Annotated in this window: 25 protein-coding genes; 12 read left to right on the forward strand and 13 right to left on the reverse strand. The window is 41.7% G+C overall.

Going from position 1 to position 25479, the window contains the following annotated elements; translation table 11 throughout:
• Position 1: 1 nt before the first annotated feature.
• Complete coding sequence (locus ACFQ3Q_RS05505) at positions 2-568, forward strand: phosphatase PAP2 family protein (protein ID WP_380743731.1); 567 nt, start codon at positions 2-4, stop codon at positions 566-568.
• Here ACFQ3Q_RS05505 and ACFQ3Q_RS05510 read toward each other — a convergent pair.
• From ACFQ3Q_RS05510 to ACFQ3Q_RS05520, 3 genes are read right to left on the reverse strand one after another with little or no spacing between them, the layout of a single operon-like run.
• The gene (locus tag ACFQ3Q_RS05510; RefSeq protein WP_380743733.1) at positions 565-2199 is read right to left on the reverse strand and encodes an ArnT family glycosyltransferase; all 1635 of its coding nucleotides are present in this window, start codon (positions 2197-2199) and stop codon (positions 565-567) included. The genes ACFQ3Q_RS05505 and ACFQ3Q_RS05510 overlap by 4 nt on opposite strands.
• Positions 2186-2815 carry a lipid-A-disaccharide synthase N-terminal domain-containing protein gene (locus ACFQ3Q_RS05515; RefSeq protein WP_380743735.1) on the reverse strand — a complete coding sequence of 210 codons (630 nt, stop codon included), beginning with the start codon at positions 2813-2815 and terminating at the stop codon, positions 2186-2188. Before ACFQ3Q_RS05515 ends, ACFQ3Q_RS05510 begins: the two co-directional genes overlap by 14 nt.
• On the reverse strand, positions 2812-3525 hold the full coding sequence (locus tag ACFQ3Q_RS05520; protein ID WP_380743737.1) for a glycosyltransferase family 2 protein: 714 nt from the start codon (positions 3523-3525) through the stop codon (positions 2812-2814). Before ACFQ3Q_RS05520 ends, ACFQ3Q_RS05515 begins: the two co-directional genes overlap by 4 nt.
• Positions 3526-3675: 150 nt before the next feature.
• On the opposite strand from ACFQ3Q_RS05520, the gene ACFQ3Q_RS05525 reads away from it, so the two are divergent.
• Positions 3676-4617, forward strand: a complete 942-nt coding sequence (locus ACFQ3Q_RS05525; protein ID WP_380743740.1) for an NAD-dependent epimerase/dehydratase family protein — start codon at positions 3676-3678, stop codon at positions 4615-4617.
• Here the strand turns inward: ACFQ3Q_RS05525 and meaB are convergent.
• On the reverse strand, positions 4612-5697 hold the full coding sequence (gene meaB, locus ACFQ3Q_RS05530) for a methylmalonyl Co-A mutase-associated GTPase MeaB (protein ID WP_380743742.1): 1086 nt from the start codon (positions 5695-5697) through the stop codon (positions 4612-4614). The genes ACFQ3Q_RS05525 and meaB overlap by 6 nt on opposite strands.
• A 106-nt stretch (positions 5698-5803) precedes the next feature.
• Between meaB and ACFQ3Q_RS05535 the strand changes: the two genes are divergently transcribed.
• The gene (locus ACFQ3Q_RS05535; protein WP_380745595.1) at positions 5804-6232 is read left to right on the forward strand and encodes an Ohr family peroxiredoxin; all 429 of its coding nucleotides are present in this window, start codon (positions 5804-5806) and stop codon (positions 6230-6232) included.
• 11 nt (positions 6233-6243) lie between these two features.
• Here the strand turns inward: ACFQ3Q_RS05535 and ACFQ3Q_RS05540 are convergent, their stop codons facing one another.
• Positions 6244-6840: a DUF2911 domain-containing protein gene (locus ACFQ3Q_RS05540; protein WP_380743744.1), complete on the reverse strand. Its 597-nt coding sequence runs from the start codon at positions 6838-6840 to the stop codon at positions 6244-6246.
• A gap of 187 nt (positions 6841-7027) precedes the next feature.
• On the opposite strand from ACFQ3Q_RS05540, the gene ACFQ3Q_RS05545 reads away from it, so the two are divergent.
• The 4 genes from ACFQ3Q_RS05545 to ACFQ3Q_RS05560 are packed head-to-tail and all read left to right on the forward strand — an operon-like array spanning position 7028 to position 10284.
• Entirely contained in the window at positions 7028-7573 is a 546-nt protein-coding gene (locus tag ACFQ3Q_RS05545; RefSeq protein WP_380743746.1) for an RNA polymerase sigma factor, read from the forward strand.
• Entirely contained in the window at positions 7557-8177 is a 621-nt protein-coding gene (locus ACFQ3Q_RS05550; RefSeq protein ID WP_380743748.1) for a hypothetical protein, read from the forward strand. Before ACFQ3Q_RS05545 ends, ACFQ3Q_RS05550 begins: the two co-directional genes overlap by 17 nt.
• Complete coding sequence (locus tag ACFQ3Q_RS05555; RefSeq protein WP_380743750.1) at positions 8158-9543, forward strand: hypothetical protein; 1386 nt, start codon at positions 8158-8160, stop codon at positions 9541-9543. The genes ACFQ3Q_RS05550 and ACFQ3Q_RS05555 overlap by 20 nt, the downstream gene beginning before the upstream one ends.
• A 36-nt stretch (positions 9544-9579) precedes the next feature.
• Complete coding sequence (locus ACFQ3Q_RS05560; protein ID WP_380743752.1) at positions 9580-10284, forward strand: peptidoglycan DD-metalloendopeptidase family protein; 705 nt, start codon at positions 9580-9582, stop codon at positions 10282-10284.
• Between the two features lies 1 nt (position 10285).
• Here the strand turns inward: ACFQ3Q_RS05560 and ACFQ3Q_RS05565 are convergent, their stop codons facing one another.
• The 8 genes from ACFQ3Q_RS05565 to ACFQ3Q_RS05600 form a co-directional block, all read right to left on the reverse strand.
• Positions 10286-10768 (reverse strand): DUF4199 domain-containing protein, encoded by a 483-nt coding sequence (locus tag ACFQ3Q_RS05565; RefSeq protein WP_380743754.1) that lies wholly within the window; start codon positions 10766-10768, stop codon positions 10286-10288.
• Between the two features lie 111 nt (positions 10769-10879).
• Entirely contained in the window at positions 10880-14239 is a 3360-nt protein-coding gene (secA, locus tag ACFQ3Q_RS05570; RefSeq protein ID WP_380743757.1) for a preprotein translocase subunit SecA, read from the reverse strand.
• A gap of 89 nt (positions 14240-14328) precedes the next feature.
• Positions 14329-14550, reverse strand: a complete 222-nt coding sequence (locus ACFQ3Q_RS05575) for a DUF2795 domain-containing protein (RefSeq protein WP_008272287.1) — start codon at positions 14548-14550, stop codon at positions 14329-14331.
• A 147-nt stretch (positions 14551-14697) separates the two neighbouring features.
• Entirely contained in the window at positions 14698-15270 is a 573-nt protein-coding gene (locus ACFQ3Q_RS05580) for a cob(I)yrinic acid a,c-diamide adenosyltransferase (protein ID WP_380743760.1), read from the reverse strand.
• A 111-nt stretch (positions 15271-15381) separates the two neighbouring features.
• Entirely contained in the window at positions 15382-15576 is a 195-nt protein-coding gene (locus tag ACFQ3Q_RS05585) for a hypothetical protein (protein ID WP_380743763.1), read from the reverse strand.
• A gap of 98 nt (positions 15577-15674) precedes the next feature.
• Positions 15675-16373 (reverse strand): ABC transporter ATP-binding protein, encoded by a 699-nt coding sequence (locus ACFQ3Q_RS05590; protein WP_380743766.1) that lies wholly within the window; start codon positions 16371-16373, stop codon positions 15675-15677.
• A gap of 50 nt (positions 16374-16423) precedes the next feature.
• Positions 16424-17197, reverse strand: a complete 774-nt coding sequence (locus ACFQ3Q_RS05595) for an O-methyltransferase (protein WP_380743768.1) — start codon at positions 17195-17197, stop codon at positions 16424-16426.
• Between the two features lie 8 nt (positions 17198-17205).
• On the reverse strand, positions 17206-19074 hold the full coding sequence (locus ACFQ3Q_RS05600; RefSeq protein WP_380743770.1) for an ABC-F family ATP-binding cassette domain-containing protein: 1869 nt from the start codon (positions 19072-19074) through the stop codon (positions 17206-17208).
• A gap of 98 nt (positions 19075-19172) precedes the next feature.
• Here ACFQ3Q_RS05600 and ACFQ3Q_RS05605 point away from each other — a divergent pair, with 98 nt between their 5' ends.
• The 5 genes from ACFQ3Q_RS05605 (at position 19173) to ACFQ3Q_RS05625 (ending at position 25476) form a co-directional block, all read left to right on the forward strand.
• The gene (locus tag ACFQ3Q_RS05605; RefSeq protein ID WP_380743772.1) at positions 19173-19961 is read left to right on the forward strand and encodes a polysaccharide biosynthesis/export family protein; all 789 of its coding nucleotides are present in this window, start codon (positions 19173-19175) and stop codon (positions 19959-19961) included.
• On the forward strand, positions 19961-22438 hold the full coding sequence (locus tag ACFQ3Q_RS05610; RefSeq protein WP_380743774.1) for a polysaccharide biosynthesis tyrosine autokinase: 2478 nt from the start codon (positions 19961-19963) through the stop codon (positions 22436-22438). Before ACFQ3Q_RS05605 ends, ACFQ3Q_RS05610 begins: the two co-directional genes overlap by 1 nt.
• Positions 22439-22447: 9 nt before the next feature.
• Positions 22448-23308 (forward strand): ABC transporter permease, encoded by an 861-nt coding sequence (locus ACFQ3Q_RS05615; protein ID WP_380743776.1) that lies wholly within the window; start codon positions 22448-22450, stop codon positions 23306-23308.
• Between the two features lie 96 nt (positions 23309-23404).
• Entirely contained in the window at positions 23405-24694 is a 1290-nt protein-coding gene (locus ACFQ3Q_RS05620; RefSeq protein ID WP_380743778.1) for an ABC transporter ATP-binding protein, read from the forward strand.
• A gap of 47 nt (positions 24695-24741) precedes the next feature.
• Entirely contained in the window at positions 24742-25476 is a 735-nt protein-coding gene (locus ACFQ3Q_RS05625; RefSeq protein ID WP_380743780.1) for a hypothetical protein, read from the forward strand.
• Positions 25477-25479 lie beyond the last annotated feature (3 nt).

Raw genomic sequence — 25479 nt, forward strand, 5'->3', positions numbered from 1 at the left:
TATGGAACAACTGGTTGAACTGGACAGGGAACTTTTCCTTTTTCTGAATAATCTGGGGAGTGAGCAGTGGGACTGGATGTGGTTGGCCATTAGCGATAAATGGACCGCCATTCCACTTTATGCCGTTCTGCTATATCTTATTTTCAGAAAGTTCGGCTGGAAAGCCCTCCTGGTGACTATGGTGGTGGTCACCCTTCTTATAACTGCTACAGACCAGCTGGCGAATGTATTCAAGCACGGTTTCCAGAGGCCAAGGCCCTGTGGGCAGGAAGGTGTAATGGAGTTCGCCCGTATGGTTGCCGATTACTGCGGAAGATACGGCTACTTCTCTGCACACGCCTCCAACTCAGCGGGAGTTGCCCTGTTTCTAGGCTTGCTTTTCAGGAGACATTATCCTAAATTAATCTGGTTCCTGCTGGGCTGGGCCTTGATCGTGGCTTACAGCCGTATCTATCTCGGGGTTCATTATCCGGGAGATATTGTAACCGGAATTTTGATTGGTTCCATTCTCGGAACGCTATTCTATAAACTGGAGATCTTCCTGCTCAAGAAATTCAATTTGATCTAGTCCTTTCTTTCCAGGATATAGAAATTGCGGATAAGTCTTTCTTTATACCCTGACTTTTCAGGATTTACGTAATTAAGGTCATATCTGGCTGTTCTCTTTATTCTGAAGTCATCAGAAAAATCATTCAGTGCAGTGCTGTCATTAGGAACGGTAAGCAAACCGAACCGTCCCTCAGCCGGAATTCTAACGCTGTCCCCTTCTTTTAAAAGCGGAATGGGTTTCCCGTATTCCCAGATGAGTTCGGGACCGAAGGATTCATATTCATAAACCTGGATATTTTCTTTTTGTTCCAGTTCCCGCAGCTTAGCAATATTGTTGAATTTAGGGTTATCAATCAAAGAACCGACCAGGGGGAATCCACAGACAATAATGGCAGCGATAAAGGATATCGTAAGGTAGAAAACCTTTGGGTAATCCTGTTTCCGTAAGAAATATAATTTTGCCACCCCAATACTGAAGAGTACAAGTGAGGTTAATACAAACCAGAACCAGAATCCTTCAAGGTCCAGGAAAAAATAGCCGCCTATGGGAAATACGATCCCGATCAGGGCGATGAGCCCGTGATTAAAATAGACCACCCATTTTTCCTTTTTCGGGAGAGATGAAAATCTTCTGAAGAGGTATTCGATATAAAAGCCTGTATTCATCGCCATAGGAATAAGCACGGGAAGCAGGTACCTGGATTTCTTTTCAGGGATTACAGATAACAGAACGACTGCCAAAATGGTCCAGAGGAAGCTGAAGGTATAGGCTTTCTTGTTGGAAACCCTATCCTTTAGGTAAGGATAAAGAAGTGCTACAAAAGAAGGAATTGTCCAGATCCCGCTTTGGGTAAAAAAGCTCCAGTAATACCAGAAAGGACGAATGTTATAACTGGTCCAGTTGGTTGCCTCTTTTTCTGCTATTTTTTGAAACGCGAGCGGATCGGCCAGCCTCACATAGATAAACCACCAAAGGCCAATACCAAGTGACACTACCAGGAATACAAGAAAAGGCTTCCATTTAGAACGGAAGGTCCTGAACTTATAAACTATTCCAAAGCTTATTAAAAACGGAAGGAATAAAGCATATAAAGAGACCGGGCCTTTGCTCATAAAGGAAAAGCCAAGGAAAACTCCGGCAAGCACGGCATTTTGGTAAAGCTCGGAATTTTTGCAAAAAAAGTTCCACAGGTAATAAATACAAACCATCATAAAAGCGTGGGTGAAAATATCCCATTGCCCGTTACGCCCTGAAAAGACAATATAGAATGAAGTAGCCAGCACTAAAGAACTTATAAATGCCTGTTTTTTTCCAAGCTTTAATTTAGGAATGAACCGGAAGAAGAAATAGATCAGGAGCAGGGTGCTTAATGCAGCGGGAAGCCTTAATGCTACAAGGCTGTCCATCCCAAGAATACTTCCGCTTATTGCCGTAAGCCAGGTGGGCAGCGGTGGTTTTTGATATCTTGGGAGGTCGTTCAGGGTGGTCAATAGCCAGTTGTTGTGGTTCAGCATTTCCCGGGCCGTGATAAAATTACGGGCCTCCATAATATTTACATAGATCGCATCCAGGTTCACGAAAAAGACCAGGAATGTGACCAACAACAATATGGATAGATAGCTTAGTTTGTTTGTATTAAGATCGGGCATAACTTCTTCGGCTTAAAATGATGTTTCGGGCATAGATCACACTGCCCAGGATGTGTCCTGCAAATAATACGGGGTCTTGCCTAATAACGGCATAAGTAACGATAAGGATCGCACCGAATAGACTTAAGATCCAAAAGCCTAAAGGCAGCAAGGATTGTTTCATTCTTTCAGAATAGATCCACTGGTAAAAGAACCTCAGGTTGAAAATGATCTGTGCAGCCGTACCAAGTGCAAGCAGCCAGAAAGGAATCGCTTCATTAAAGAACAGGTTGCGGATATCGTAAGTGTCGTTGTTGTAGGAATACACGGTGATAAGCACCGGGAAGAGGTAAAGAAAGATCCTTAGCACTGCAGGCGCTTTTTTCCACTCCCCCTGTAACTGGAGATTTCTGATATAAATAAAATAGGTGATCGCCTGGCCGAACATTATCGCAAAGTCATCGCGAAGATAACCGTAAACAAACAGCAGAAAAGAGGCAAAAAGGCTCAGTTTCCAGAAAATGGAAGGTGTGATCACCTTCTTTTGCTTTTCAGATAGCAGCCACTGGAGCAGCAGCCTGGCAGAGAACAGGATCTGGGCGGTAAAGCCAATTGCGTAGATCTGCCATCCGGTCATCCTTTCTTCCCGACTTTATAGTTTATATAATTCTTTTTCATCCACAGGTAGGCGAAACAATCTATAAAAGGACCTGCAAGCCGGTTCCAGAGATGATACTTGGCTTTTCCTGCGATTCGCGGATAATGTCTGACCGGCACCTGCTTAACCTTTCCGTTTTGAAGCATAATCATTGCCGGAAGAAAGCGGTGCAGTCCTTTAAACATAGGGATGCGTTTGGCGTAATCGGCTTTGATCACCTTTAACGGGCAACCGGTATCGTCCATCCCGTCGTGGGTAAAGCTTCGTCTTATCACATTGGCCACCCAGGAAGACATATTCTTGGTGAAGGAGTCCTTGCGGTCTGTCCTCACACCTGTTACCAGGTCATAATCCCCAATATGTTCCATAAGGAGGTTGAAGTCTTCAGGATCTGTTTGCAGGTCAGAATCTATATAACCAATCAATGGGGTATCGGCATAATCAAAACCCGCCTTAATGGCCGCACTAAGTCCGCGGTTTTCTGTAAAAGAGATATATTTAAAAGAATCATTTCTTTGCGCTATCTCTTCCACCATAGCCAGGCTATTATCGGTAGAGCCGTCATTGACGAGGAGAATGCAGGTTTTTTTTAGGGCTTTTTCCTGATATTTTTTTAGTTCCTGCTCCACCCGTATCAGGTTTTCTTCTTCGTTGTAAAGCGGAACAATTATGGTAAATTCGTAATCCATAAAATTGCTGTTGAATGCAAATGTATTAATAATTATAAATTGAAGGCTCAAAATCAATAAAGCCTCTAAAGGGATTATTTTACAGAATGATTGTAATTTGCAGTGCAAATTGAAGGAACTACTGTTTTTATCCAGAAAAATCTGAATTTAATGAAAGTATTGATCACCGGGGCTGCCGGTTTTATTGGCTCTCATACTTCTGAACGTCTTCAGGAAGAAGGTTATAAAGTGACGGGAGTAGATAATTTTTCCGATTATTACGATGTAAGCCTGAAAAAAAAGAATGCCTTGGCTCTGAAGGAAAAGGGGGTTGTTATCCTTGACGCCGATCTTCGCAATCCTGAAACTTACTCAAATTTGGCTTCCGACTTTCACTTTATTATCCATTTTGCAGCTCAGCCCGGGATTTCTTCTTCCAGCACTTTCGAACAATATCTCACTAATAATGTTATAGCGACACAGAAACTGCTAGAGTTTGCACATCGTAATAAGAAGCTGAAGCATTTCTTTAATATTGGGACCTCCTCTATTTATGGTCTGGAAGCTACTTTTCCGGAGACCGAAGCCCCAAAGCCTGCTTCAAATTATGGGGTGACCAAACTTGCGGCAGAGCAACTGGTATTGGCCGAAGCGCGTACAGGGATGTTGAAGGCTTCTTCACTTAGGCTTTATTCGGTATACGGGCCAAGGGAAAGGCCTGAAAAGCTTTACACTAAACTTATAGGCTGCGGCTTCAGGAACACGGTATTTCCTTTATTTGATGGAAGTGAAAAGCACTTAAGAAGTTTTACCTATGTGGGTGATATTGTAGACGGAATATATAAAGCTGTACAAAAGTACGACCTGCTGAACGCTGAAATTATAAACCTTGGCACCGAAGAGGAGCATACTACTAAAGAAGGAATTGATATAGTTCAGGAGCTGCTAGGGAAAGAAATAAAGCTTGAAGTGACGCCTAAACGCCCGGGAGACCAGTGGCGTACCAGTGCAAATATAGATAAGGCCAGGAAACTGCTCGGCTATGATCCTTGTACAAGTCTCAGGGAAGGCCTGCAACATCAAATTGACTGGTATAAAGCCAACTTTTTATAAAGAATCATATTTCTTAATAAGGTATTTGGCGGCGGCAAAAGCTGTGGTCTCATTATTTTCGATAGCCTTTAACTGGTCATTCAGCTCTTTTTTGATAAGAGGGTTTTGATAAAACCTATTCTTCAAATATTCATTAATGGTTTGCAGCAGCCAGAATTTATTTTGTTCGTGGCGGTTGTGTTGGAAATAATTATTTTTCTTGACCAATTCCTGGTATTCTTGAATAAGCTCCCAAATTTCCGAAATTCCGGAATTATACAAAGCGCTGCAAAGCAATACCTTTGGGGTCCATTCGCTTTCCTTGGGCGGATAGAGGTGAAGGGCCCGTTTGAAATCAAGTTTTGCCTCTCTGGCAGCCTTTTCATTTCCGGTATCGGCTTTATTGATCACAATGGCATCGGCCATTTCTATGATCCCTCTTTTAATTCCCTGGAGCTCATCTCCCGCACCTGCAAGTTTCAGGAGCAGGAAAAAATCGGTCATACTGTGAACCGTTGTTTCGCTCTGGCCCACACCAACGGTTTCAATGAGTAATACATCAAAACCCGCGGCTTCACATAAAATGATGCTTTCCCGGGTCTTTTTTGCCACTCCTCCCAGAGAATCACCGGAAGGCGAGGGCCTTATAAAGGCATTTTCTTCCTTAACCAGGTTTTCCATCCGGGTCTTGTCACCCAGGATACTCCCTTTAGATACACTACTGGTTGGATCTACCGCTAAAACAGCAACTCTTTTTCCCTGTTCAATAAGGTGGCTCCCGAATGCTTCAATAAAAGTGCTTTTTCCAACCCCGGGCACTCCGGTAATTCCTATTCGAATGGATTTTTGTGCGTGGGGCAAGGCTCCTTCAACAAGTTTTTGGGCCCGCTCCTGATGTTTTTGCTGGTTGCTTTCTATAAGGGTGATGCCGCGGCCAAGAGCTGTTTTATCTCCTTTCAGCAACTGATCAAGCAATTCTTTTTCAGTGAACTTTTGTCTCCTGAAAGACTTGATCTTTTTGGCAGAATTGGGGTTGATGTTTGCTGATCCCGGCTTGCTGCCGGACTCGCTGAGCGCTGATTTTTTCGAAGGTTTGTTCAAGGATTCGGGAATATTTATGACAAATTTATGAAATCAATTTTTGTGGCACGTTCAATTGCTTGGTATATTGACGTATACATTAAAGTTAACTAAAACTATTATAATGATGAAAACATTGTACAAAGCCAAAGTTACGACAAAAGGGGCCAGAGATGGCCATTCTACCAGCGACGATGGCGTTCTGGATATAAATTTAAGCACTCCTAAGGATCTGGGAGGTAAAGGAGATAAAAACACTAATCCTGAGCAATTGTTCGGAGCGGCTTATTCCGCTTCCTTTGGGCAGGCCCTGGAAGAGGTTGCCAAAGAACACGGTTTCGACCTGGGAGATTTCAGCGTAACGGCTATCGTAAAGATTGGTAAGAATGAAGAAGACGAGCTGCAACTGGCGGTAGTACTGGATGCTTATATTCCTACTGCCGATGTGGAGTCTGGAGAACGACTGGTAAATGAAGCTTATGAGTTGTGTCCATATTCCAGAGCTACCAGAGATAATCTTGATGTCACTCTTAACCTGTTATTAGATCAGGATTAGTGTCCGGATTTTTATTCCGACCGAGATAAAGAAGAAGCAGCTGAGCCTGCTTCTTTTCTTTTTATGGGAATTTCTATTAATGTCCGGTCCCAGGAAAGATTCATAAATAAAAGCTCATTTTTCTTATTAAAAGAGACCGTGAATTGTTCTACGATCGTTTCGGTCTTATGCACAGCGGTCTCTATTACCAGTTCATCGAACTTCTCATTTCTATAGGCTTCTTCATCTATATTTATTCCCCAGGGATACATCTTCGAATTAAAGATCACCTTCCAGGATTCTTTTCCGGGAATGGTCCATAAACTGTATTTCCCGGATTTTAGAAGCGAGCCGTCAATTAAAATATCCTTATTGGTCTTGAAGGTCGAGGCTTCATTAGCCCCCGTTCTCCATACTTTATTGTAAGGTACAAGTTCGCCAAAGATCTCCCGGTCTTTTTTATAAGGCCGGTTGTAAAAAACCTCCAGCTCCAGCCCTTTATCAGAATAGGTGATTGTCTTCTCAGGGCTATAAGATTTTGTGGCCTTCTTTAATACAAATAAAGTTCCGGCAACTATAACGATTACAAGTGCGATCACTTTAAGACTGCGCTTCAAAATCCTGTTCATAGTTTTTATTGTTAAATTTAAACCGGGCAAAAGCTGAAATACCTATGGCTTTCAGGATAATCGGAATTCAAGTTAATAATATTCAGAAGAAAAAATCTCAAAATTTTCTGAACATTTAAGCTGATTTTGCAACATCGGTAATTTATGCTCGTCTTTAAAGTGAACACCAACCAATCAATTATACGTTTTGATACAACATCAATTAATAGAGGCTTGTAAGCAGAACAGTCGAAGAGCTCAGTTCAAGCTTTATAATAAGTACTGTGAAGGTATGTATTATGTGGCGCTGAGGTTTATGAAAGACTCGTTTGAAGCTGAAGATGCAATGCAGGAAGCATTCATAAAAGCCTTTGAGAAGATCCACCAGTTCACCGGAGAAGTGACCTTTGGTGCCTGGTTAAAAAGAATAGTGATCAACAGATGCATAGACAAGCTGAAGGCGAAGAAACTGGAGCTGGTTGCGCTTAATGAGCAGGTACTGGGAACAGTGGAAGAAGACGAGAACTGGCAGATTGATGACGGCATCGGGATCGAGCAGGTAAAAAAGGCCATAGGGCAGTTGCCGGAGAAATATGAATATCCGCTAATGCTGTTCCTGGTGGAAGGATATGACCACGAAGAAATTTCAGAAATATTGAACATTACGCAGGTAGCTTCCAGGACACTGGTGCACCGCGGAAAGAAAAAACTACAAGAAGAACTAAAAGCACAAAAAAATGGCACAGGATATTAGAGATATGTTCAAGGACGAAAAGGCCTGGACTTCCGAAAAACTAAAGGAAGGGCACGAAGAGCGTTTTGCTGCCAGGCTGGATAAGGCTTTCCCGAAAGAGAAGAAAGCTGCGAAGCACAATTTTATGTTCCTGAAAATAGCTGCCGTAATTGTGGTGGCCCTGGGAGTAGGCTTCTACTTTTTGAGTCCGCAGGATCCTTTTAAAGCGAATCCCGTGGCCGATAGTCCTGCACCGGTAGAACAACAGGAGCAGGAAACAGAACAACCGGTTAAAGAAAATCAGTTTCAGCTTAGTGAAGTATCTCCTCAGTTTAAAAAGATCGAGGATTACTACCTGGGAAGTCTGAATATTGAGCTTGCCAAACTGGATGTGAACGATGAGAATAAGGCGCTTATAGATGCTTTTATGAAGCAACTGGCCGAGCTGGATAAAGAATACCAGCGGCTGAATGCCGAGTTTAACGAAGCCGGAGCAAATGAACAGACCGTAGAGGCGATGGTGGCAAATTTACAATTGAGGCTTGAGCTGCTATTCAAATTAAAAAACAAACTAAAAGAAATAAATCAGTCAAAAAACGAAAACTATGAAAACCTACAGGCTTAATTACATTTTAGTACTGCTTTTGTGTTGCACCGCCGGTGTTTTCGCACAAACCAAGAAGCTGTCTAAAACCTATAAGACTAATAATGAGGTGACGCTGAGCATAGATGCCAAGCACACCAACGTTATTATTGAGAATTGGGATCGCAATGAAGTGGCTATAGAGGCCTACCTGAACAGCGGTTCAAAGGACAAAGAAGAGGTGAAAGCCCTTCTGGATAACTGGAAACTGGAAACAACCGGAAATCCTAACCGGGTGAGCATAACTTCAGGCGGAGGGATGACCTGGAATGCAAATATGGATCTTTCTTCATTAGAGGGGCCGCTTTCAAAATTGCCGGAAATCATCAATCCGCTTATGGAAAACCTTGGGCCTTTATTGGAGAATATTGCTCAGAACCCGCTTCCGCCGGAATTCCACGAGAATATGAAGGAATTAAAGTTCGATTATGAAGCATATCAGGAAGAAGGGGATAAGTACCTGGAAAGATATGAGAAAAACATAGATAAGAAATTCGGAAAGGACTTTGAAAAGGCTATGGAGAAATGGGCTGAAAAGTTTGAAGAGGACAGTGAGAAATGGGAGAAGAATATGGAGAGCCAGATGGCTGGCTGGGAAGCCAAGTTCGAAGCCGATATGGAAAAATGGGGAGAAGATTTTGGCAAGAGTATGGAGAAGTGGGCTGAAAGCTTTGAAAAGCAGATGGAGGCGGAATACGGAGATGAAAAAAACAATGTTATCATCATAAATGAAAAAGGAGGAGCTTCAGCTAAGAAGACCATTAAAGTGAAAGTGCCTTCAAACACTAGCTATAAACTGAATGTCAGACACGGCGGAGTGAAATTCACCGGTAAGGCAAGTAACCTTGATGCGAGCCTTTCTCACAGCAGCCTTACAGCTGACAGGGTTGGCGGGAAGAAGACAGTTGTGAAAGCTTCTTATTCCCCGGTTAGGGTTAAGCACTGGGATTATGGGGTTTTGGATGCCGCTTATGTGAAAACCTGTAACCTTGACAGGGTGATCAGCATCAAGCTTAATTCCACTTCGAGTGACGTGGTGATCAAAGAACTGGTAGAAACAGGATTTTTATCAGGGAACTTTGGAAAACTTGAAGTACAGCAGCTGAGCCCGGGATTTGATAACCTGGATGTAAATCTGGAGAATAGCGACCTTATACTTTCGCTTCCAAATGCGGCCTTTAACTTTAGTTATAACGGAACCCAGAGTAAGATAAAATACCCGAAATCCCTGAGTCTTAAATCTTCGAAATCTTATGACAACGAGACTTTAAACGGGTTTAACAAATCTAAAGGAGGAAATGGAAACGTTTCAATTAATGCAAGTTTCAGTGAAGTGTTGGTAAATTAAAATAGAAGGTTTATTTTTTGGGAAAATTTGCAGAAGATGTCGAAGGATTTTCCCCGATTTATAACCGAATTAACTCCGCGTTTCACCGCGGTGATAGATGCTGAATTTAGCGAAGAAGACTATATAGCCATAGATCTTTCAGCTGAAAATTCGGCTTTGTCTTTGGTAGATATCACCTCTGCCAGTTCTTTTGGTGGTTTTATCAATGAATATTTGAGAAGATCGGGTAAAAAGGTGGCCTATGGGGGATATAAGGAAATAAGAAAGTTATACCAGCGCAGCGGCCTTTTCAGTGAGCCCGGGGAAAAGGATCTTGAACGCAATGTGCATATTGGGATGGACTTCTGGGCAGATGCCGGAACTGCTGTACTTGCTGCTCTGGATGGTAAGATCCATAGCTTTAAGGACAATGCCTCTTTTGGGGATTACGGGCCCACCATCATTCTTGAGCACGAATATCACGAACATACTTTTTATACCCTATACGGGCACTTAAGCCGAAAATCCCTGGAGAACTTAAAATATGGAGACGAGGTTAAGAGTGGCCAGAAAATAGGAGCCCTGGGTACAGCTGAAGAAAACGGCGACTATGCCCCACACCTGCATTTTCAGGTAATTGAAGACCTGCAGGAACAGGCTGGAGATTTTCCCGGGGTGACCTCGGTGAATGAACTGGACTTCTATCTTCGAAATTGTCCTGATCCTAATCTGCTGCTAAAGATCAGAAGAGTTGAAGGCTAGCTTAATTCTTCTTTCTCTTCAGGATATAGGCTGCAAAAGCAGAAGTGACTACGCCCAGGGCAAGAGCCATAAAGATTCCTTGCAGGATATAAGATTTTAAATTGAAAAAAGCTTCGGCATTTTCCCGGCTCATTTTCCCCTTTTCTGTACTGTAAGCAATAATATTATTGAAGTATTCCGGAGAGATCACTTCATTAATCAGGTATTGGGATAAGGGGGAAAGTATGGTGATCACAACCGTTAACACGATTCCTGAAACAAAGCCCTGCTGCCACGACATTATTCCGTTAAAGATCTTTTTACGCTTTTCGGCTAAAGCCAGAAGGTAGATCCCAATGGCGATGAAGGCAAAGAAATTGGTGTATAGCGGATGCTTATGAATAAGCTCATTGTGCCAGCCCATAGTCTTTTCAAAATAGGCCCAAAGGAGATTTGTGATAATAAAGATGAATCCCCATTTAATTTCTATGATGAACTTTTTCATTTTCCTGCTTGATTGGTGAGCTGGTAAAATTATAAAAATGATTCAGAAAGCCGGTAAATAAAAATGCCGGAGTTTTTAACTCCGGCATTTTGATGATTCTGTAAACAGTTCTTATTTGTTTTCAACCAGTACCCAGTCTCCTTTTTGTAAAAGGGGAATGGCCTGTTTATACTTCATGGTCTTATTCTCACCACTCATCACATTCTTGATGGTCACTATGTCGTTACGGCCAATCTTGGGCTGTTCCCTGGTGATGGTTTCGGTTTTTTGCGGCCTTTGCTGCTGAGATTGTCCGGCAGCACGGTTTTGTGCGGCTCTCTCATCAATATTAGGGATCTCCTCTTTAGAGGTCTCCATCTTTTCACGACGTCTTTGTCTGGCTTCCTGGATGTCTCTGCTGTTGCCTTCCGGAATTTCTCCTTTGAAAAGGAAAGAAATCACATCCCGGTTTACCTGGTCTATCATCGCCTTGAAAAGTTCAAAAGCTTCAAACTTATAGATAAGTAAAGGATCTTTCTGCTCGTGAACGGCCAGCTGAACACTTTGCTTCAACTCATCCATTTTTCTCAGGTGAGTCTTCCAGGAATCATCTATAATGGCAAGCGTAATGTTCTTCTCGAAATCTTTTACCAGTTGCTCTCCTTCTGTCTCATAGGCCTTCTCAAGATTTGTAACTACCTGGAGCGTTTTCGTACCGTCTGTAAACGGAACCGAGATGCGCTCAAACTTGTTATTCTCGTCTTCGTAAACCTGTTTGATTACAGGGAATGCTTTGTGAGCGCTGTGCTCCATCTTCTCCTGATAATGCTTATAGGCAGCCTTATATACGATTCCCGAAATCTTCTGAACTCCCATTTTCTCGAAATCTTCTTCCGAAACCGGAGAGCTCATTGAGAAATACCGGATAAGTTCGAATTCAAAATTCTTATAATCGGTAGTTACTTTATTGCTTTCTGTAATGGCCTCAGCAGTATCGAAGATCATATTAGCGATATCCACTTTAAGGCGATCTCCGAATAATGCGTGGTAACGGCGTTTGTAGATCACCTCTCTCTGGGCGTTCATTACATCATCATATTCCAGAAGTCTCTTACGTATACCAAAATTGTTTTCCTCAACTTTCTTCTGGGCACGTTCTATAGACTTAGAGATCATAGAATGCTGAATAACTTCGCCTTCTTCCAAGCCCATTTTATCCATTAATTTCGCGATCCTTTCAGAACCGAACAAACGCATCAGGTTGTCTTCCAGCGAAACATAGAACTGGGAACTACCCGGATCTCCCTGACGTCCTGCACGACCTCTTAACTGCCTGTCTACACGTCTGGAGTCGTGACGCTCTGTACCAACAATGGCCAGACCGCCTGCTTCCTTCACTTCATTGCTCAGTTTAATATCGGTACCACGACCTGCCATATTGGTGGCGATGGTCACAATACCAGATTTACCAGCTTCGGCGACAATATCGGCCTCTTTTTTATGCAGTTTCGCATTCAATACATTGTGCGGTACATTTCTAAGCTTGAGCATCCTGCTCAGTAACTCTGAAATTTCTACCGAAGTTGTACCGATAAGTACAGGTCTCCCTGCCTGCGAAAGATCGGTTACGTGGTCTATTACCGCGTTATATTTTTCACGTTTGGTCTTGTAAACCAGATCTTCCTTATCATTTCTGGCGATGGGCTTATTGGTTGGGATCTCAACCACATCAAGTTCATAGATCTCCCAGAATTCTCCTGCTTCGGTTACCGCCGTACCGGTCATACCCGAAAGTTTGCGGTACATCCTGAAATAATTCTGAAGGGTTACCGTAGCAAAGGTCTGGGTGGCATCCTCGATCTTTACATTTTCTTTAGCCTCGATCGCCTGGTGCAAGCCATCACTGTAACGACGTCCGTCCATTATACGTCCGGTCTGCTCATCCACGATCTTTACCTTGTTGTCCATCACCACATATTCGGTATCTTTCTCGAACAGGGTGTAAGCTTTAAGCAGCTGGCGCAAGGTGTGAATACGTTCACTCTTTACGCTGTAATCACGGAAAAGCTCTTCTTTTTTCTCTGCTTCTTCTTCTTTTGACAGGCCTTCTTTTTCGATCTTGGCGATCTCCATCCCGATCTCAGGCATTACGAAGAAATCGGGCTCTTCTTTTCCTGAAAGGAACTCGATCCCTCTGTCGGTAAGGTCTATCTGGTTATTCTTTTCGTCTATGGTGAAGTATAATTCGGCATCAACCTTCGGCATTTCCCGGTTGTTATCCTGCATGTAATAATTTTCGGTCTTTTGCAGTAATTGCTTAATTCCTTCCTCACTCAGGTATTTGATAAGTGCTTTATTCTTTGGTAAACCGCGGTAAACCCTTAAAAGCTTCATCGCTCCTTCTTTGGTTTCCCCGTCGGCGATCAGTTTTTTCGCCTCGGCAAGTACCTGTGTAAGGTGCTTCCGCTGAACTTCAACAATATTTGCTACCGGAGACTTCAACTGATCGAATTCGTGAATATCTCCTTTTGGGATTGGTCCAGAAATGATAAGCGGGGTACGCGCATCATCAATTAAAACCGAATCGACCTCATCCACAATGGCATAGTGATGCGGACGCTGTACAAGATCGTCCGGGGCGTGAGACATATTATCTCTCAGGTAATCAAAACCGAATTCATTGTTGGTTCCGTAGGTAATATCGGCATTATAAGCCTTTCTTCTTGCCGCCGAATTCGGGCGGTGGTAATCTATACAGTCTACGCTAAGTCCGTGAAATTCAAAAATTGGTGCCATCCAGGCACTGTCACGTTTTGCAAGGTAGTCGTTAACCGTCACCAGGTGAACTCCTTTCCCGGTTAGGGCATTCAGGTATACCGGAAGCGTAGCTACAAGGGTTTTACCTTCCCCTGTTTGCATCTCGGCTATTTTTCCCTGGTGCATTGCCACCCCGCCAATAAGCTGAACATCATAATGAACCATATCCCAGGTTACCGGTTTTCCGGCGGCATCCCAGGAGTTGTTCCATATCGCGTGGTCACCTTCAAGGTTTACGTAATCTTTTTCGGCAGAGATCATCCGATCAAATTCAGAAGCAGCAACTTTTAACTGGGTGTTATTGACAAAGCGTTTCGCAGTTTCCTTTACAGTGGCGAAAGCCTCTGGTAAAATGTCGTTAAGAACCTTTTCAGATCTTTCGTAGGCCTCATCCTTCAAAGCGTCTATCTCGGCGTAGATGTCTTCTTTTCGGGTAATTTCCTCAGTTTCATCAGCCTCTTTCTCAAGAGAATCTATTTGAGAGTTGATCTCTTTCACGGCATCTGAGATACGGCTTTTAAAGTCGGCCGTCTTAGCACGCAGTTCGTCAAGGGAAAGAGCTTCGAACTCCGCTTCTAAAGCTTTAATTTTATCAACTATGGGTTGTATTGCTTTGACATCCTTTTGAGATTTGTCGCCTACAAATACTTTTAATACAGAATCTAAAAAACTCATAATAGTTTTTTTGTTTAATAAGGTTCAAATGTACGCAAAAAAAAAGCCTCAAATTTGAGACTTTTTTAGTATTTTTTTACGTGTTGTCGTTAATATTCATCCTCGTTCCAGAGATAATCTTCGTCGGTTGGATAATCCGGCCAGATCTCTTCAATAGAATCATAGGAGTCGCCCTCGTCTTCGATGGCCTGAAGGTTTTCTACAACCTCGAGAGGAGCTCCTGTCCTGATCGCGTAATCAATTAACTCGTCTTTGGTGGCAGGCCAGGGGGCATCGCTTAAATAGGATGCTAATTCTAAAGTCCAATACATTGGTTAATCGGGTTTATGATTTTTGCAAAAATAAATTTTTTGGCGTAATAGCCAAGAAAAAAGTCTATTTTTTTGTCAATATTCTTAAGAACTTATTCTAAATACCTGTTTTCTTCGAAAGAATCTCATTTAGAGGAAGCAGGGATCTCAGGATTTTTGAGGGGTCCATTTAATCTCTTCTGCCTGTAACTCATGAGACAACTTTCGTGCCAGCACAAAAAGGTAGTCAGATAGTCTATTCAGGTATTGTAAAACCTGTTCATCAAAAGCTTCAATTTCGAAGAGGGCCGTGGCATTACGTTCGGCGCGCCGGCATACACAGCGGGCTATGTGACAGAATGACACGCTTTGGTGGCCTCCGGGTAAGATGAAATGCGTCATTTCGGGCAGGCTTTCATTCATTCGGTCTATTTCTTTCTCAAGTAACTCGATATCCTCTGAGGTTACTTTTGGAATATTCAGTCTTTCTTTTCCGCTTTTTAAAGTGGCTTTTTCCGGGTCGGTGGCGAGGATGGAGCCAATGGTAAATAGCCTGTCCTGGACCCTCATTAGTGTTTTTTTGTTTTCCTTGCCGACGTTCTGATCGCGAACAAGCCCGATATGGGAGTTGAGTTCGTCCACAGTGCCGTAGGTTTCTATGCGTATATGGTGTTTGGGGACCCGTGTGCCGCCAAAAAGGGCTGTAGTGCCTTTGTCTCCGGTTTTGGTGTAGATCTTCATTCTTCTAGTTTCTCCCAAAGGTACAAAATGAAGTATGAATTAACCTGAAGCCGTAAGGATGCGGAAAAAGAATTTCGTAGGAATTTTCCAGGAGACTAATGAGAGAAACAATTAGTGAATACTGTTCTCGAGCTCTTCGGTTTCAGAAAGTTCCTTTTTTCTTCTTTCGAGATAACGCCTTCTGAAGTTACGGTTCTTTCGGGCTTTACGGTTTCTTTTTGCCCTGCGTGAACTCCATAGAAAGTAGATGAGAAAAGCTGCAATAAGAGCAAAATATATCCAGGTTTCCTGGTCAAAATCGATCATTATCTGTAATAAAATTAATTTTTCACAAGATAAGAAAACTGCTTGAGAATATGAAAATCAGCAGATTATAAAAGTGATTCGATGCTGTTATTCTTAAGTTAGGAATTCACCTTTTCTTTTCGGGTATCGCTTTCTACCATTCCGTCTTTCAGCCGAATAATGCGATGAGCATGTTCTGCAATTTCCTCTTCGTGGGTCACCAGGATCACGGTATTTCCGGCGGAATGAATTTCGTCAAAAAGGTTCATAATCTCTACTGAAGTCTTGGAGTCCAGGTTTCCTGTAGGCTCATCGGCAAGGATAATGGAAGGTTTATTTACCAGGGCTCTTCCAACGGCTACTCTTTGCCTCTGCCCTCCTGAAAGCTGGTTAGGCCGGTGATCCATTCTGTCACCAAGTCCAACATTATTCAGCACCTCTTTAGCTCTTTCGATTCGGTCAGCTTTGGAATAACCTGCATAGACCATAGGCAGGGCAACATTGTCTAAAGCAGTGGTTCTTGGTAAAAGGTTAAAGGTCTGGAATACGAAGCCGATCTCCTTATTTCGAATTTCGGCAAGTTCGTCATCACTCATCTGGCTCACATCTTTTCCGTTAAGAACATAACTTCCTGAAGTAGGAGTGTCCAGGCAACCCAGCAGGTTCATCAGGGTGGATTTTCCTGAGCCTGAAGGCCCCATAAAAGCAACATATTCCCCGCGATCTATATCGAGATTTATTCCTTTTAAAACTTTTACGATTTCCTGCCCAAGAGGGAAGTCTCTTGTGATATCCCTGATCTCGATAACCTTACTCATTAAAAATCAAATTTGGTGACACTCCATAGGACGTAAGTTAAGAGAATTTGTTACAACCTGATCCTGAAATGTTGTTTAGCCTGTTCTTTTCTGAAAAATATGAGTCCCTGGTAAAAAGTATCGATGCTCACCTTTACATCCGGATGAGCTTTAATCTCTTCCCAGGCTGCTTCCATTCCGGGAGACCAGTGGATATCGTCAAAAATAAATACTGAATCGTTATGGGCATAGGGTAGCAGCTGCTGAAAATACTTAAGAGTTGGTTCTTTCTGATGATTTCCATCAAAATAAACAAGATCGAATTTATGATCGGCAGTTAGGTCCTTGTCCAGCACCTCGCTGAATTCACCAATTTTAAGCTGAATATTTTCGAGGCCGAACTTTTCAAATTGCTTCCTGGCAATATTGGCGGTTTCGGGGCAGCCTTCAATGCTTAGTAACCGGGTTTGTTTATTGGCTGCAATAGCCGAAGCACCCAGCCCAAGAGAGGTGCCCACCTCCAGGGCAGTTTTACATTTCAGGTAATTTGTAAGTCTGAAGAGAAATTTAGCTCTGGTTGGAGAAACGCCTACATTTTTAGCGATCCCACAAACAGGCCTTTCCGAAGTTTTAAAGACCTTGCTCCCGGCGCCAAAATCTGTTACCTGGATTGTCTCCCTGTTGTTTAACAGCCCCTGTCTGAATTCATTTAAAAGTTCGTATTCGGGGTACTGCTTCTTATCATAAAAACACTGGGTCACCAGGTCATATACAAATGGCGAATGTAGCCCGTGCTGGTTCTGGGAATTCAGAAGAAATTTTATATATGCTTTTAACTGATACAATTGGGTTGCTAACTTTCCATTTTTTCCATAAGCTCGAACCACCTCTCGGTTTTCCTTTCAATTTCATCGGTCACCGCTTTCAGTTCAAGAGAAGTTTTATCTATTTCTTCCCCGCTTAGTTCTTTCAGGAATTTTTGCTGAACTTCTTCTTTTTTCTTTTCCAGCTTTGCGATCTCTTTTTCGAGCTTGTTGTACTCTTTTTGCTCGTTATAGGTTAATTTATTGCCGGAGCTGGTCTTCTTCCAGTCGTTCTTGGAAGCTTTGTCTTCCGTTTTAACCGATTTTGTTTCAGGAGCGGCACTTTCCTCATAAGCCCTGTAATCGGTATAGTTTCCGGGGAAATCTTCAACTTCAGCCTCCCCTTTAAAAACAAAGAGGTGATCTACGATCTTATCCATAAAATACCTGTCGTGGGAAACAACCACGAGACATCCGGGGAAATCCAGGAGAAAGCTCTCAAGCACGTTCAGGGTTACGATGTCCAGATCGTTGGTAGGCTCATCGAGGATAAGAAAATTGGGATTCTGAATCAGGACCGTGCACAGATATAATCTTTTCTTCTCGCCCCCGCTCAGCTTTTCCACAAAGTCATATTGCTTTTTCCTGTCAAAAAGGAAGCGTTCCAGCAGCTGCTGGGCAGAGATCTGGCGGCCTTTTTTCAGAGGGATGTAGTCCCCGAACTCCCTGATCACATCTATCACTTTCTGGCCGGGTTTCACCTCGATCCCTCGCTGGGTGTAATACCCGAACTTTATGGTTTCCCCTATAACTACTTTTCCCGAATCCGGCTTGATGGCTCCGGTTAGAATATTGAGAAAAGTGGATTTTCCCGTTCCGTTCTTTCCGATGATGCCAACCCGTTCCCCGCGGTTAAAGTTATAATCGAAGCCATCCAGTAAAAGCTTGTCTCCATAACTTTTCCCGATGTTATGAAGTTCGACCACTTTGCTGCCAAGGCGTTCCATACTGATCTCCAGTTGAACCTTGTGATCTTTACGGCGTTTACTCGCGCGGTCCTTGATCTCGTGAAAATCGTCTATACGCGATTTGGATTTTGTGGTCCTGGCTTTTGGCTGTCTGCGCATCCAGTCCAGTTCCTTTTTATAAAGTTGTTTTGCTTTTTCGGTGTTGGTTTCTTCCTGCGCGTGGCGAGCCTCTTTTTTGTCCAGATAATAAGAGTAATTTCCCTTGTAGGTATATAACTGTCCGTCTTCCAGTTCTACAATCTCATTGCAGACACGTTCCAGGAAGTACCTGTCGTGAGTAACCATAAAAATGGTGAAATTCTCTTTCCTGAAGTACGCCTCAAGCCACTCGATCATATCCAGGTCAAGGTGGTTAGTGGGCTCATCCATTATGATGAAATCCGGTTTTTTAAGCAGCATACTTGCAAGGGCCAGTCTTTTTTTCTGTCCTCCGGAAAGATGCTTTACTTCTTTGGAAAGGTCATCAAGTTTTAGTTTAAAAAGGATTTGCTTGTATTGCGTTTCAAAATCCCAGGCCTGTGCAGCCTCCATCTCTTCGAAGGCTTTCTGGTAAGCCTCGGTGTCGTCCGGGTTCTTTAGGGCCTTTTCATAGCGGTTAATGATCTTTAGCGTTTCATTTTCTGAAGAAAATATGGTTTCCTCTACGGTAAGGTTCGGGTTAAGGTCAGGCTCCTGGGGTAAAAATGCGGTAATGATGTTGTTTCGGTATACTACTTTACCATCATCGGGCGTATCAAAACCGGCAATTATGTTTAAAAGCGAGGTTTTTCCCGTTCCATTTTTGGCGACAAAGCCCACTTTTTGTCCTTCGTTGACCCCGAAGGAGATATTGCTGAATAAGACTCTTTCGCCGTAAGATTTGGCTGTATTTTCTACTGATAGGTAATTCACTAAAAATCGATTTTGCTGCAAAATAAAAGGAATTTTGCGAGTTAATTTTATTATTAGTCTACAAAAACTATATTTGTTAAAACTATGTAAATCCTTTTATGGCTTATAAAAGTATTTTCTTCCTGGTAGTGACAGTGCTGGCCCTATCTTCCTGTGTATCTACAAAGAACTCGACCTATCTTCAGGATAACTCTGAACAGATAGACAGTATTATTTCTATAAACCGGATAAAAAAGCCTTATCGCATACAAACGGGAGACCTTTTGAGTATAAGGGTCAAGGCCTTAGACCAGGAGCTTGTAGGGATGTTTAATCCTGTAGATGAAAGTGCTCTGGGGGCAACTACCGAGGAGAGTGTATATTTTGACGGGTTTACAGTAGACGATCACGGAAATATCAGGTTCCCGAGTCTTGGTAATGTAAATGTTTTGGGGTTTACCGTTGAAGAGGTGCGTGAAGAAATTGAAAAGGAGTTGCTCGAGAAATATTTTAAAGAACAGGCAAATATATTTGTAACCGTTAAATTAGCAGGGATACGCTATACCACATTAGGGGAAATTGGAACCGGAAGCCAGGTGATCTATAAAGAAGAAGTGACAATAATAGAAGCTGTTGCCAATGCAGGAGGGATCAATGAATATGGAGATATGAAAGACGTTAAGATCATACGGCAGTATCCACACGGAGAAGAGATACACTCCATAGACCTGACAAGCATAGAAGCAACTAAAAGTCCTTATTATTATATTCAACCAAACGATGTGATCTTAGTAAATCCATTACCGCAAAAAGCGATTGGTTTGGGGACTTCAGGCCTGGATGTATTCCAAACAATAGTAAGTATTGGAGGGGTGCTGGCTTCATTAATATTATTAGCTACAAGATAATGGCGCATGAAGATGATCACATATCAGATGTAGGGTCCACCTTCGATTTTAAGGGGTTTATCCTGAAGATTATTAGCTACTGGAAACTCATTGTTCTATCGGTAGGGATTAGTCTTGCGGTGGCTTATTATAACAATGTAAGGAAGCTTCCGGTGTATCAGCTTGGGAATTCCATCTCGATTAAAGACGATCAGAATCCTTTTTTCACTTCCAACACCAGTCTTACCTTTAATTGGGGAGGAACTTCAGATAAGGTAAATACTGCGATGACGATATTGCAGTCCAGGTCACATAATGAGGAAGTGGTAGAAAGACTTCAGTTTTATATTAATTATTTAAAGGACGGCGAATACCAACGGGTGGATGCATATGGGACGACTCCTTTTGAAGTGGTTGCTGATTCAAATAAATTTCAGGCTGTCAATGTAAATATGGTGATTTCTTTTAAGGATTCGGTTACTTATAATCTTAAGGCTGATTTGCCATCAACTTTAAGACTTCAGAACTATGGTAGTGCAGATAAAGAGATAGAGGAATTAAATATAAATGGAGGAAGGATTGATCGCGATTTCAAAGTAGGGGAGTATGTAAGTTTGGCTTTTTTTAAAGGGGTTTTGGTTAGAACAGATGAAGATCTGCAATTAGGGAAACCTTTTTATGTGAGCTTTTCTGAATTTGATAGTGCGGTAGGAAGGTACAGGAATGTAAATGTCTATCCTCAGTCAAAAGGATCCTCTGTGCTAAATCTTAACCAGTCAGGGACTAACAAATCAAGAATAGTCGACTATCTCAACGGGACGGTACGGGTACTTAGCGAGAATATGCTGGAGCGAAAGAATTTATTCGCCACGAAAACAATCAGGTTTATTGATAGCAGTTTGGCGGTTAAATCCCGGGAATTGAAACTCGTGGAAGATGAATTGAATGAATTTCGAAATGAAAACTCCATAATAGACATCTCTGCCGAGAACAGTGAAATTTCCGGAAAACTGACCGATTTGGACCTTAGAAAAGAAAGGATAAGAAGGCAGTTGGCCTACTATGAAACCCTTAAAAGCTATCTGGAAACTAGGAATGATTATTCCAACGTTCCTGCACCATCAGTTGCCGGGATAGATGAAGGAAGTATTGTAAGCGGAGTCGGGAAGATAATCAGTTTAGCGGAAGAGAGGAGTAATTATCAGTATTCGCTAAAAGAAGATTCTCCTGTTTTTTCTGATATAGACCGACAGATAAATTCAGTGAAATCTATTCTATTGGAAAACATCAGTTCTTCCACAAGTTTGCTAAAAGAGGAACTGAGAGACGTGAATTCCAAAATTGCTTCGGCTGAAGCAGAAATTAAGAAATTGCCTAAGGAGGAACAGGATCTTCTTAAGATACAGCGAAAATACAATCTAAGTGAGAAAACCTATAACCTTTTTCTGGAAAAAAGGAGTGAGGCAGGCTTAATTAAAGCGGCTAATGTAAGTGATGTAATGATCATTGATAAAGCCAAGGATACCGGTGGGGGTAAGATTGGTCCTAATACTCAGCTTAACTATGTAATGGCGGCTTTGGTAGGAGGTGTTATCCCCCTTGTTTTCGTTTTTTTACTGGTTTTCTTAAACACTAATGTGGTTAATGCTCAGGAAGTAACCAGGCTTTCTCCAATCCCTATTTTAGGGTTAATAGGTAAAAGTAAACTGGATAGTAACCTTGCTGTTTTTAATAGTCCGAAGTCGTCAATAGCTGAGAGTTTTAGAGGTATCCGTTCCAGTTTGCAATTCATGTATAAAAAGCATGGAGTCACCGGCTCAAAGACCGTACTGATCACTTCCTCGGTTTCCGGAGAAGGAAAGACCTTCTGTGCAATGAACCTTGCTACGGTCTTTGCAATGAGTGAAAAACGAACAATCCTGGTTGGAGTTGACCTTAGGAAGCCAAAGATCTTTGATGATTTTGAACTTAACAATGATCTGGGAGTCGTGAATTACCTTATAGACCAGGCAACTCCGGAAGAGATTATACAAACCAGTAAAATCCCTTACCTGGATGTAATAACTGCGGGGCCTGTTCCTCCAAACCCTTCAGAATTGCTTCTTACCAATCAGATGGATAGGCTGATGGAGGAGCTAAAAGAAAAGTATGACTATATAATTCTGGATACCCCTCCTATAGGGATGGTTGCCGATGCTTTTAACCTGGTGAAATATGCTGATGCCACCCTTTACCTGATCAGACAGGATTATACGAAAAGGGGAATGCTGGATGCTGTTAATGAAAAATATGCTAAAGGAGAGGTCAAGAATATCAGTTTTGTGCTAAACCACTTCGTTCACCGTGCTAAATACGGCTATGGCTACGGCTATGGCTATGGCTACGGCTACGGATATGCTTACGGGAACAATCGTTATGGTAAAGGCTATTACGGTACAACTTCTCAGAGATCACGCCTGAAGAAGTGGTGGCAAAAGTTTATGCGGAACTTTGAATAAATGTTGAAGATGAAAAACGGGAAAAGTGAATGGCTTTATGAGATCACCCCAAAGAGAAAATTGATTGACCTTAATTTCGGGGAGATATACAGGTATAGGGATCTGCTGATCCTTTTTGTTAAGAGGAATATTGTTACTACTTATAAACAAACCATATTAGGACCATTGTGGTATTTTATTCAACCACTGTTCACGGCAATAACTTTTACCTTAGTTTTCAATAATATTGCGAATATTCCAACAGGGAAGGTTCCTCCATTTTTGTTTAATCTTACCGGGATAACGGCATGGAATTATTTCAATCAGTGTTTTGGTGGTACTTCAAGTACCTTCACCGCGAATGCTGGAATTTTTGGAAAGGTTTATTTTCCAAGGATAATTATGCCTTTATCCAATGTGATCACTAATCTTTTTAAATTCGGGATCCAGGCAGGTATCCTTACTTTGGTCTATTTGTATGTGGTATGGGAGGGTGTGTCAATTGAACCTAACAGCTACCTTTTCTTATTGCCGGTTTACATCCTTATGATGGCACTTATGGGTCTTGGATTGGGGATGATAGCTTCGGCCTTAACTACTAAATACCGTGATCTTTCTGTGCTGATAGGCTTTGCCACATCTTTATTGATGTATATTTCTGCTGTGCCCTATCCTTTGAGTGAAGTTTCCCATAAATTGCCGGAATGGGCCTGGTTAGTTAAGTATAATCCATTAACCCAAATCATTGAAGGTTTTAGGTATATGGTCCTTGATACCGGAATATTTACCTGGTCTGGCTTCTTTTATACGCTATCAATTTCTCTCATCCTGTTTTTAGCAGGAATGGTGATCTTTAATCGTACAGAAAAGAATTTTATCGATACGGTATAGCGGTATTGTGAACCTGGAAAGGGAATATGCCTGGATATAAATTTTCTTACCTGTTTTATTAATTTTACATAAATCCTATAATTCATAAAAAAACTTATGAGCGTTATTTTAAAAGCCGAAAATATCTCGAAGCAGTATCGATTAGGTACTGTGGGAGTTGGAACGCTTGGGGATGACCTCAAACGATGGTGGTATGGCATAAGAGGAAAGGAAGATCCTTTTTTAAAGGTAGGGGCTGAGAATAACAGGAGTTCCTATGCAGAAGAGGATTATGTATGGGCTCTTAGAGACATCAATTTTGAAGTAAGGCAGGGCGAAGTGCTCGGGATCATAGGTAAGAACGGTGCTGGGAAATCAACACTTTTAAAGATTCTTTCGCGGGTTACATCGCCAACCACGGGCAGTATAAAAACGCGGGGGCGCATCGCATCTCTTCTGGAAGTAGGTACCGGGTTTCACGGGGAGCTTACCGGTCGTGAGAATATCTTTATGAATGGTGCCGTGTTGGGAATGACAAAACCGGAAATTAGGAGAAAACTCGATGAGATCATCGCTTTCTCTGGTTGTGAAAAATATATAGACACACCGGTAAAACGATACAGCAGCGGGATGACGGTGAGACTTGGGTTTGCTGTAGCAGCCCACCTGGAACCCGAGATCCTGGTGGTAGATGAAGTGCTGGCCGTGGGGGATGCTGAATTTCAAAAAAAGGCCATCGGAAAGATGCAGGATCTATCTACAGGAGAGGGAAGAACGGTGCTGTTTGTAAGTCATAATATGGCGAGTATTCAGAATTTATGTGACCGCGTAATGTTAATGAATAATGGATTTAACGAAAGAATTGGTCTCACTAATGACGTTATAGATTATTATCTTGAAAAATTTAGAAATACAGCAGTTTCTGAAGAACTTGAGAAGAGGAAAGATAGGAAAGGCAATGGACGGCTTAAATTTTTAAGGTATTGGTTTGAGAATGATCAGGGAAATAAGGTAGCTTCATTACAATCTGGCCGAAATTGTAAAATGCTTGTTGAAGTTTTGAATACTTCAGGAATGATGGTAAAAGATGTAAGAGTTTCAGTGGGGATTGATGATAACCAATCAAGAAGAATTACTTTATTGGATAACACCCTGACTAATGCAAATATTGAATTTCAACCTAAAGAGGCCAGGAAGATCAGTATTGTAATACCTGATTTACCTTTACAAGGTGGGCAGTATTATTTTACTTTGTTTGCAAGTATTGATAATGATGTTGCCGATTGGGTAATTAATGCCGGTGAATTTGAAGTGGAATTTGGTGATTATTTTGATACAGGTAAAGTAGTGAATGAAACACAGGGGAACTTTCTAATCAAACATACTTTTAGAAGTTTTCAAAATTGAATAATAGTTATTGAAAAATGCTAAAAAAAATTAAAGGATTTCTAAAATTGAACCAAGATCAATATAATAGAATCAGCCGGCAAAATAGCGAAATTCTCCGGCAGAACAGAGAAATTATCTTGCAAAACCAAGAGATAATCTGGGCTAATATCTTTCACGATTCTATTAAAGGTAAAGTGGCTTTAGAAGAGCTTCCATTGAATATTGGTAGGTGGGCTGGGAATTATACCCTTTTCTATATTCTTTTTAGAATTTTAAATGATTTGAAGCCAAAAAGGATCTTGGAACTTGGCTTAGGAGAATCGAGCAAATTTATATCAGTCTTTATTGAGAATTATTTAAAAAATTCAACCCACCTTATAATTGAACAAGATGAGGATTGGAAGATTAATTTTCTCGAAAACTTTAAACTTTCTGATAATAGTAAGGTTTTACTATCCCCTATAGGTGTTGAAGAAGTTAAAGGAAAGAAGGTTAATGTATACACCTCATTGTCTAAAATTATTGAACAAAAATTTGATTTCTATCTAATTGATGGACCGCATGGAAGTAAAAACTTCTCACGGTTTGATGCATATAAACTCGCAGAAGATTTTCGGCCTGAAGATGATTTTATTTTATTGATAGATGACTATGACCGGCAGGGTGAAAAGGAAACGGCTGACTTAATAATGCTAGAATTGAGGAAGAAAGATATTGAATATTATACGGCCGAATATATAGGCTTGAAAAGTATTTTGGTTATAAGCTCAAAAAGAAATAAGAAAATTCAAAATTTTTAATTT

The sequence above is a fragment of the Salegentibacter chungangensis genome (genome assembly GCF_042678405.1).
Classification (GTDB): domain Bacteria; phylum Bacteroidota; class Bacteroidia; order Flavobacteriales; family Flavobacteriaceae; genus Salegentibacter_A; species Salegentibacter_A chungangensis.

Coding starts and splice junctions, on each gene's coding strand:
- ACFQ3Q_RS05620 (WP_380743778.1), top strand. CDS start 23,405: ATGAGCGTTATTTTAAAAGCCGAAAATATCTCGAAGCAGTATCGATTA.
- ACFQ3Q_RS05585 (WP_380743763.1), bottom strand. CDS start 15,576: ATGATCGATTTTGACCAGGAAACCTGGATATATTTTGCTCTTATTGCA.
- ACFQ3Q_RS05510 (WP_380743733.1), bottom strand. CDS start 2,199: ATGCCCGATCTTAATACAAACAAACTAAGCTATCTATCCATATTGTTG.
- ACFQ3Q_RS05575 (WP_008272287.1), bottom strand. CDS start 14,550: ATGTATTGGACTTTAGAATTAGCATCCTATTTAAGCGATGCCCCCTGG.
- ACFQ3Q_RS05535 (WP_380745595.1), top strand. CDS start 5,804: ATGAAAACATTGTACAAAGCCAAAGTTACGACAAAAGGGGCCAGAGAT.
- ACFQ3Q_RS05565 (WP_380743754.1), bottom strand. CDS start 10,768: ATGAAAAAGTTCATCATAGAAATTAAATGGGGATTCATCTTTATTATC.
- ACFQ3Q_RS05505 (WP_380743731.1), top strand. CDS start 2: ATGGAACAACTGGTTGAACTGGACAGGGAACTTTTCCTTTTTCTGAAT.
- ACFQ3Q_RS05525 (WP_380743740.1), top strand. CDS start 3,676: ATGAAAGTATTGATCACCGGGGCTGCCGGTTTTATTGGCTCTCATACT.
- secA (WP_380743757.1), bottom strand. CDS start 14,239: ATGAGTTTTTTAGATTCTGTATTAAAAGTATTTGTAGGCGACAAATCT.
- ACFQ3Q_RS05560 (WP_380743752.1), top strand. CDS start 9,580: ATGTCGAAGGATTTTCCCCGATTTATAACCGAATTAACTCCGCGTTTC.
- ACFQ3Q_RS05610 (WP_380743774.1), top strand. CDS start 19,961: ATGGCGCATGAAGATGATCACATATCAGATGTAGGGTCCACCTTCGAT.
- ACFQ3Q_RS05605 (WP_380743772.1), top strand. CDS start 19,173: ATGGCTTATAAAAGTATTTTCTTCCTGGTAGTGACAGTGCTGGCCCTA.
- ACFQ3Q_RS05555 (WP_380743750.1), top strand. CDS start 8,158: ATGAAAACCTACAGGCTTAATTACATTTTAGTACTGCTTTTGTGTTGC.
- ACFQ3Q_RS05590 (WP_380743766.1), bottom strand. CDS start 16,373: ATGAGTAAGGTTATCGAGATCAGGGATATCACAAGAGACTTCCCTCTT.
- ACFQ3Q_RS05540 (WP_380743744.1), bottom strand. CDS start 6,840: ATGAACAGGATTTTGAAGCGCAGTCTTAAAGTGATCGCACTTGTAATC.
- ACFQ3Q_RS05615 (WP_380743776.1), top strand. CDS start 22,448: ATGAAAAACGGGAAAAGTGAATGGCTTTATGAGATCACCCCAAAGAGA.
- ACFQ3Q_RS05580 (WP_380743760.1), bottom strand. CDS start 15,270: ATGAAGATCTACACCAAAACCGGAGACAAAGGCACTACAGCCCTTTTT.
- ACFQ3Q_RS05550 (WP_380743748.1), top strand. CDS start 7,557: ATGGCACAGGATATTAGAGATATGTTCAAGGACGAAAAGGCCTGGACT.
- ACFQ3Q_RS05520 (WP_380743737.1), bottom strand. CDS start 3,525: ATGGATTACGAATTTACCATAATTGTTCCGCTTTACAACGAAGAAGAA.
- ACFQ3Q_RS05515 (WP_380743735.1), bottom strand. CDS start 2,815: ATGACCGGATGGCAGATCTACGCAATTGGCTTTACCGCCCAGATCCTG.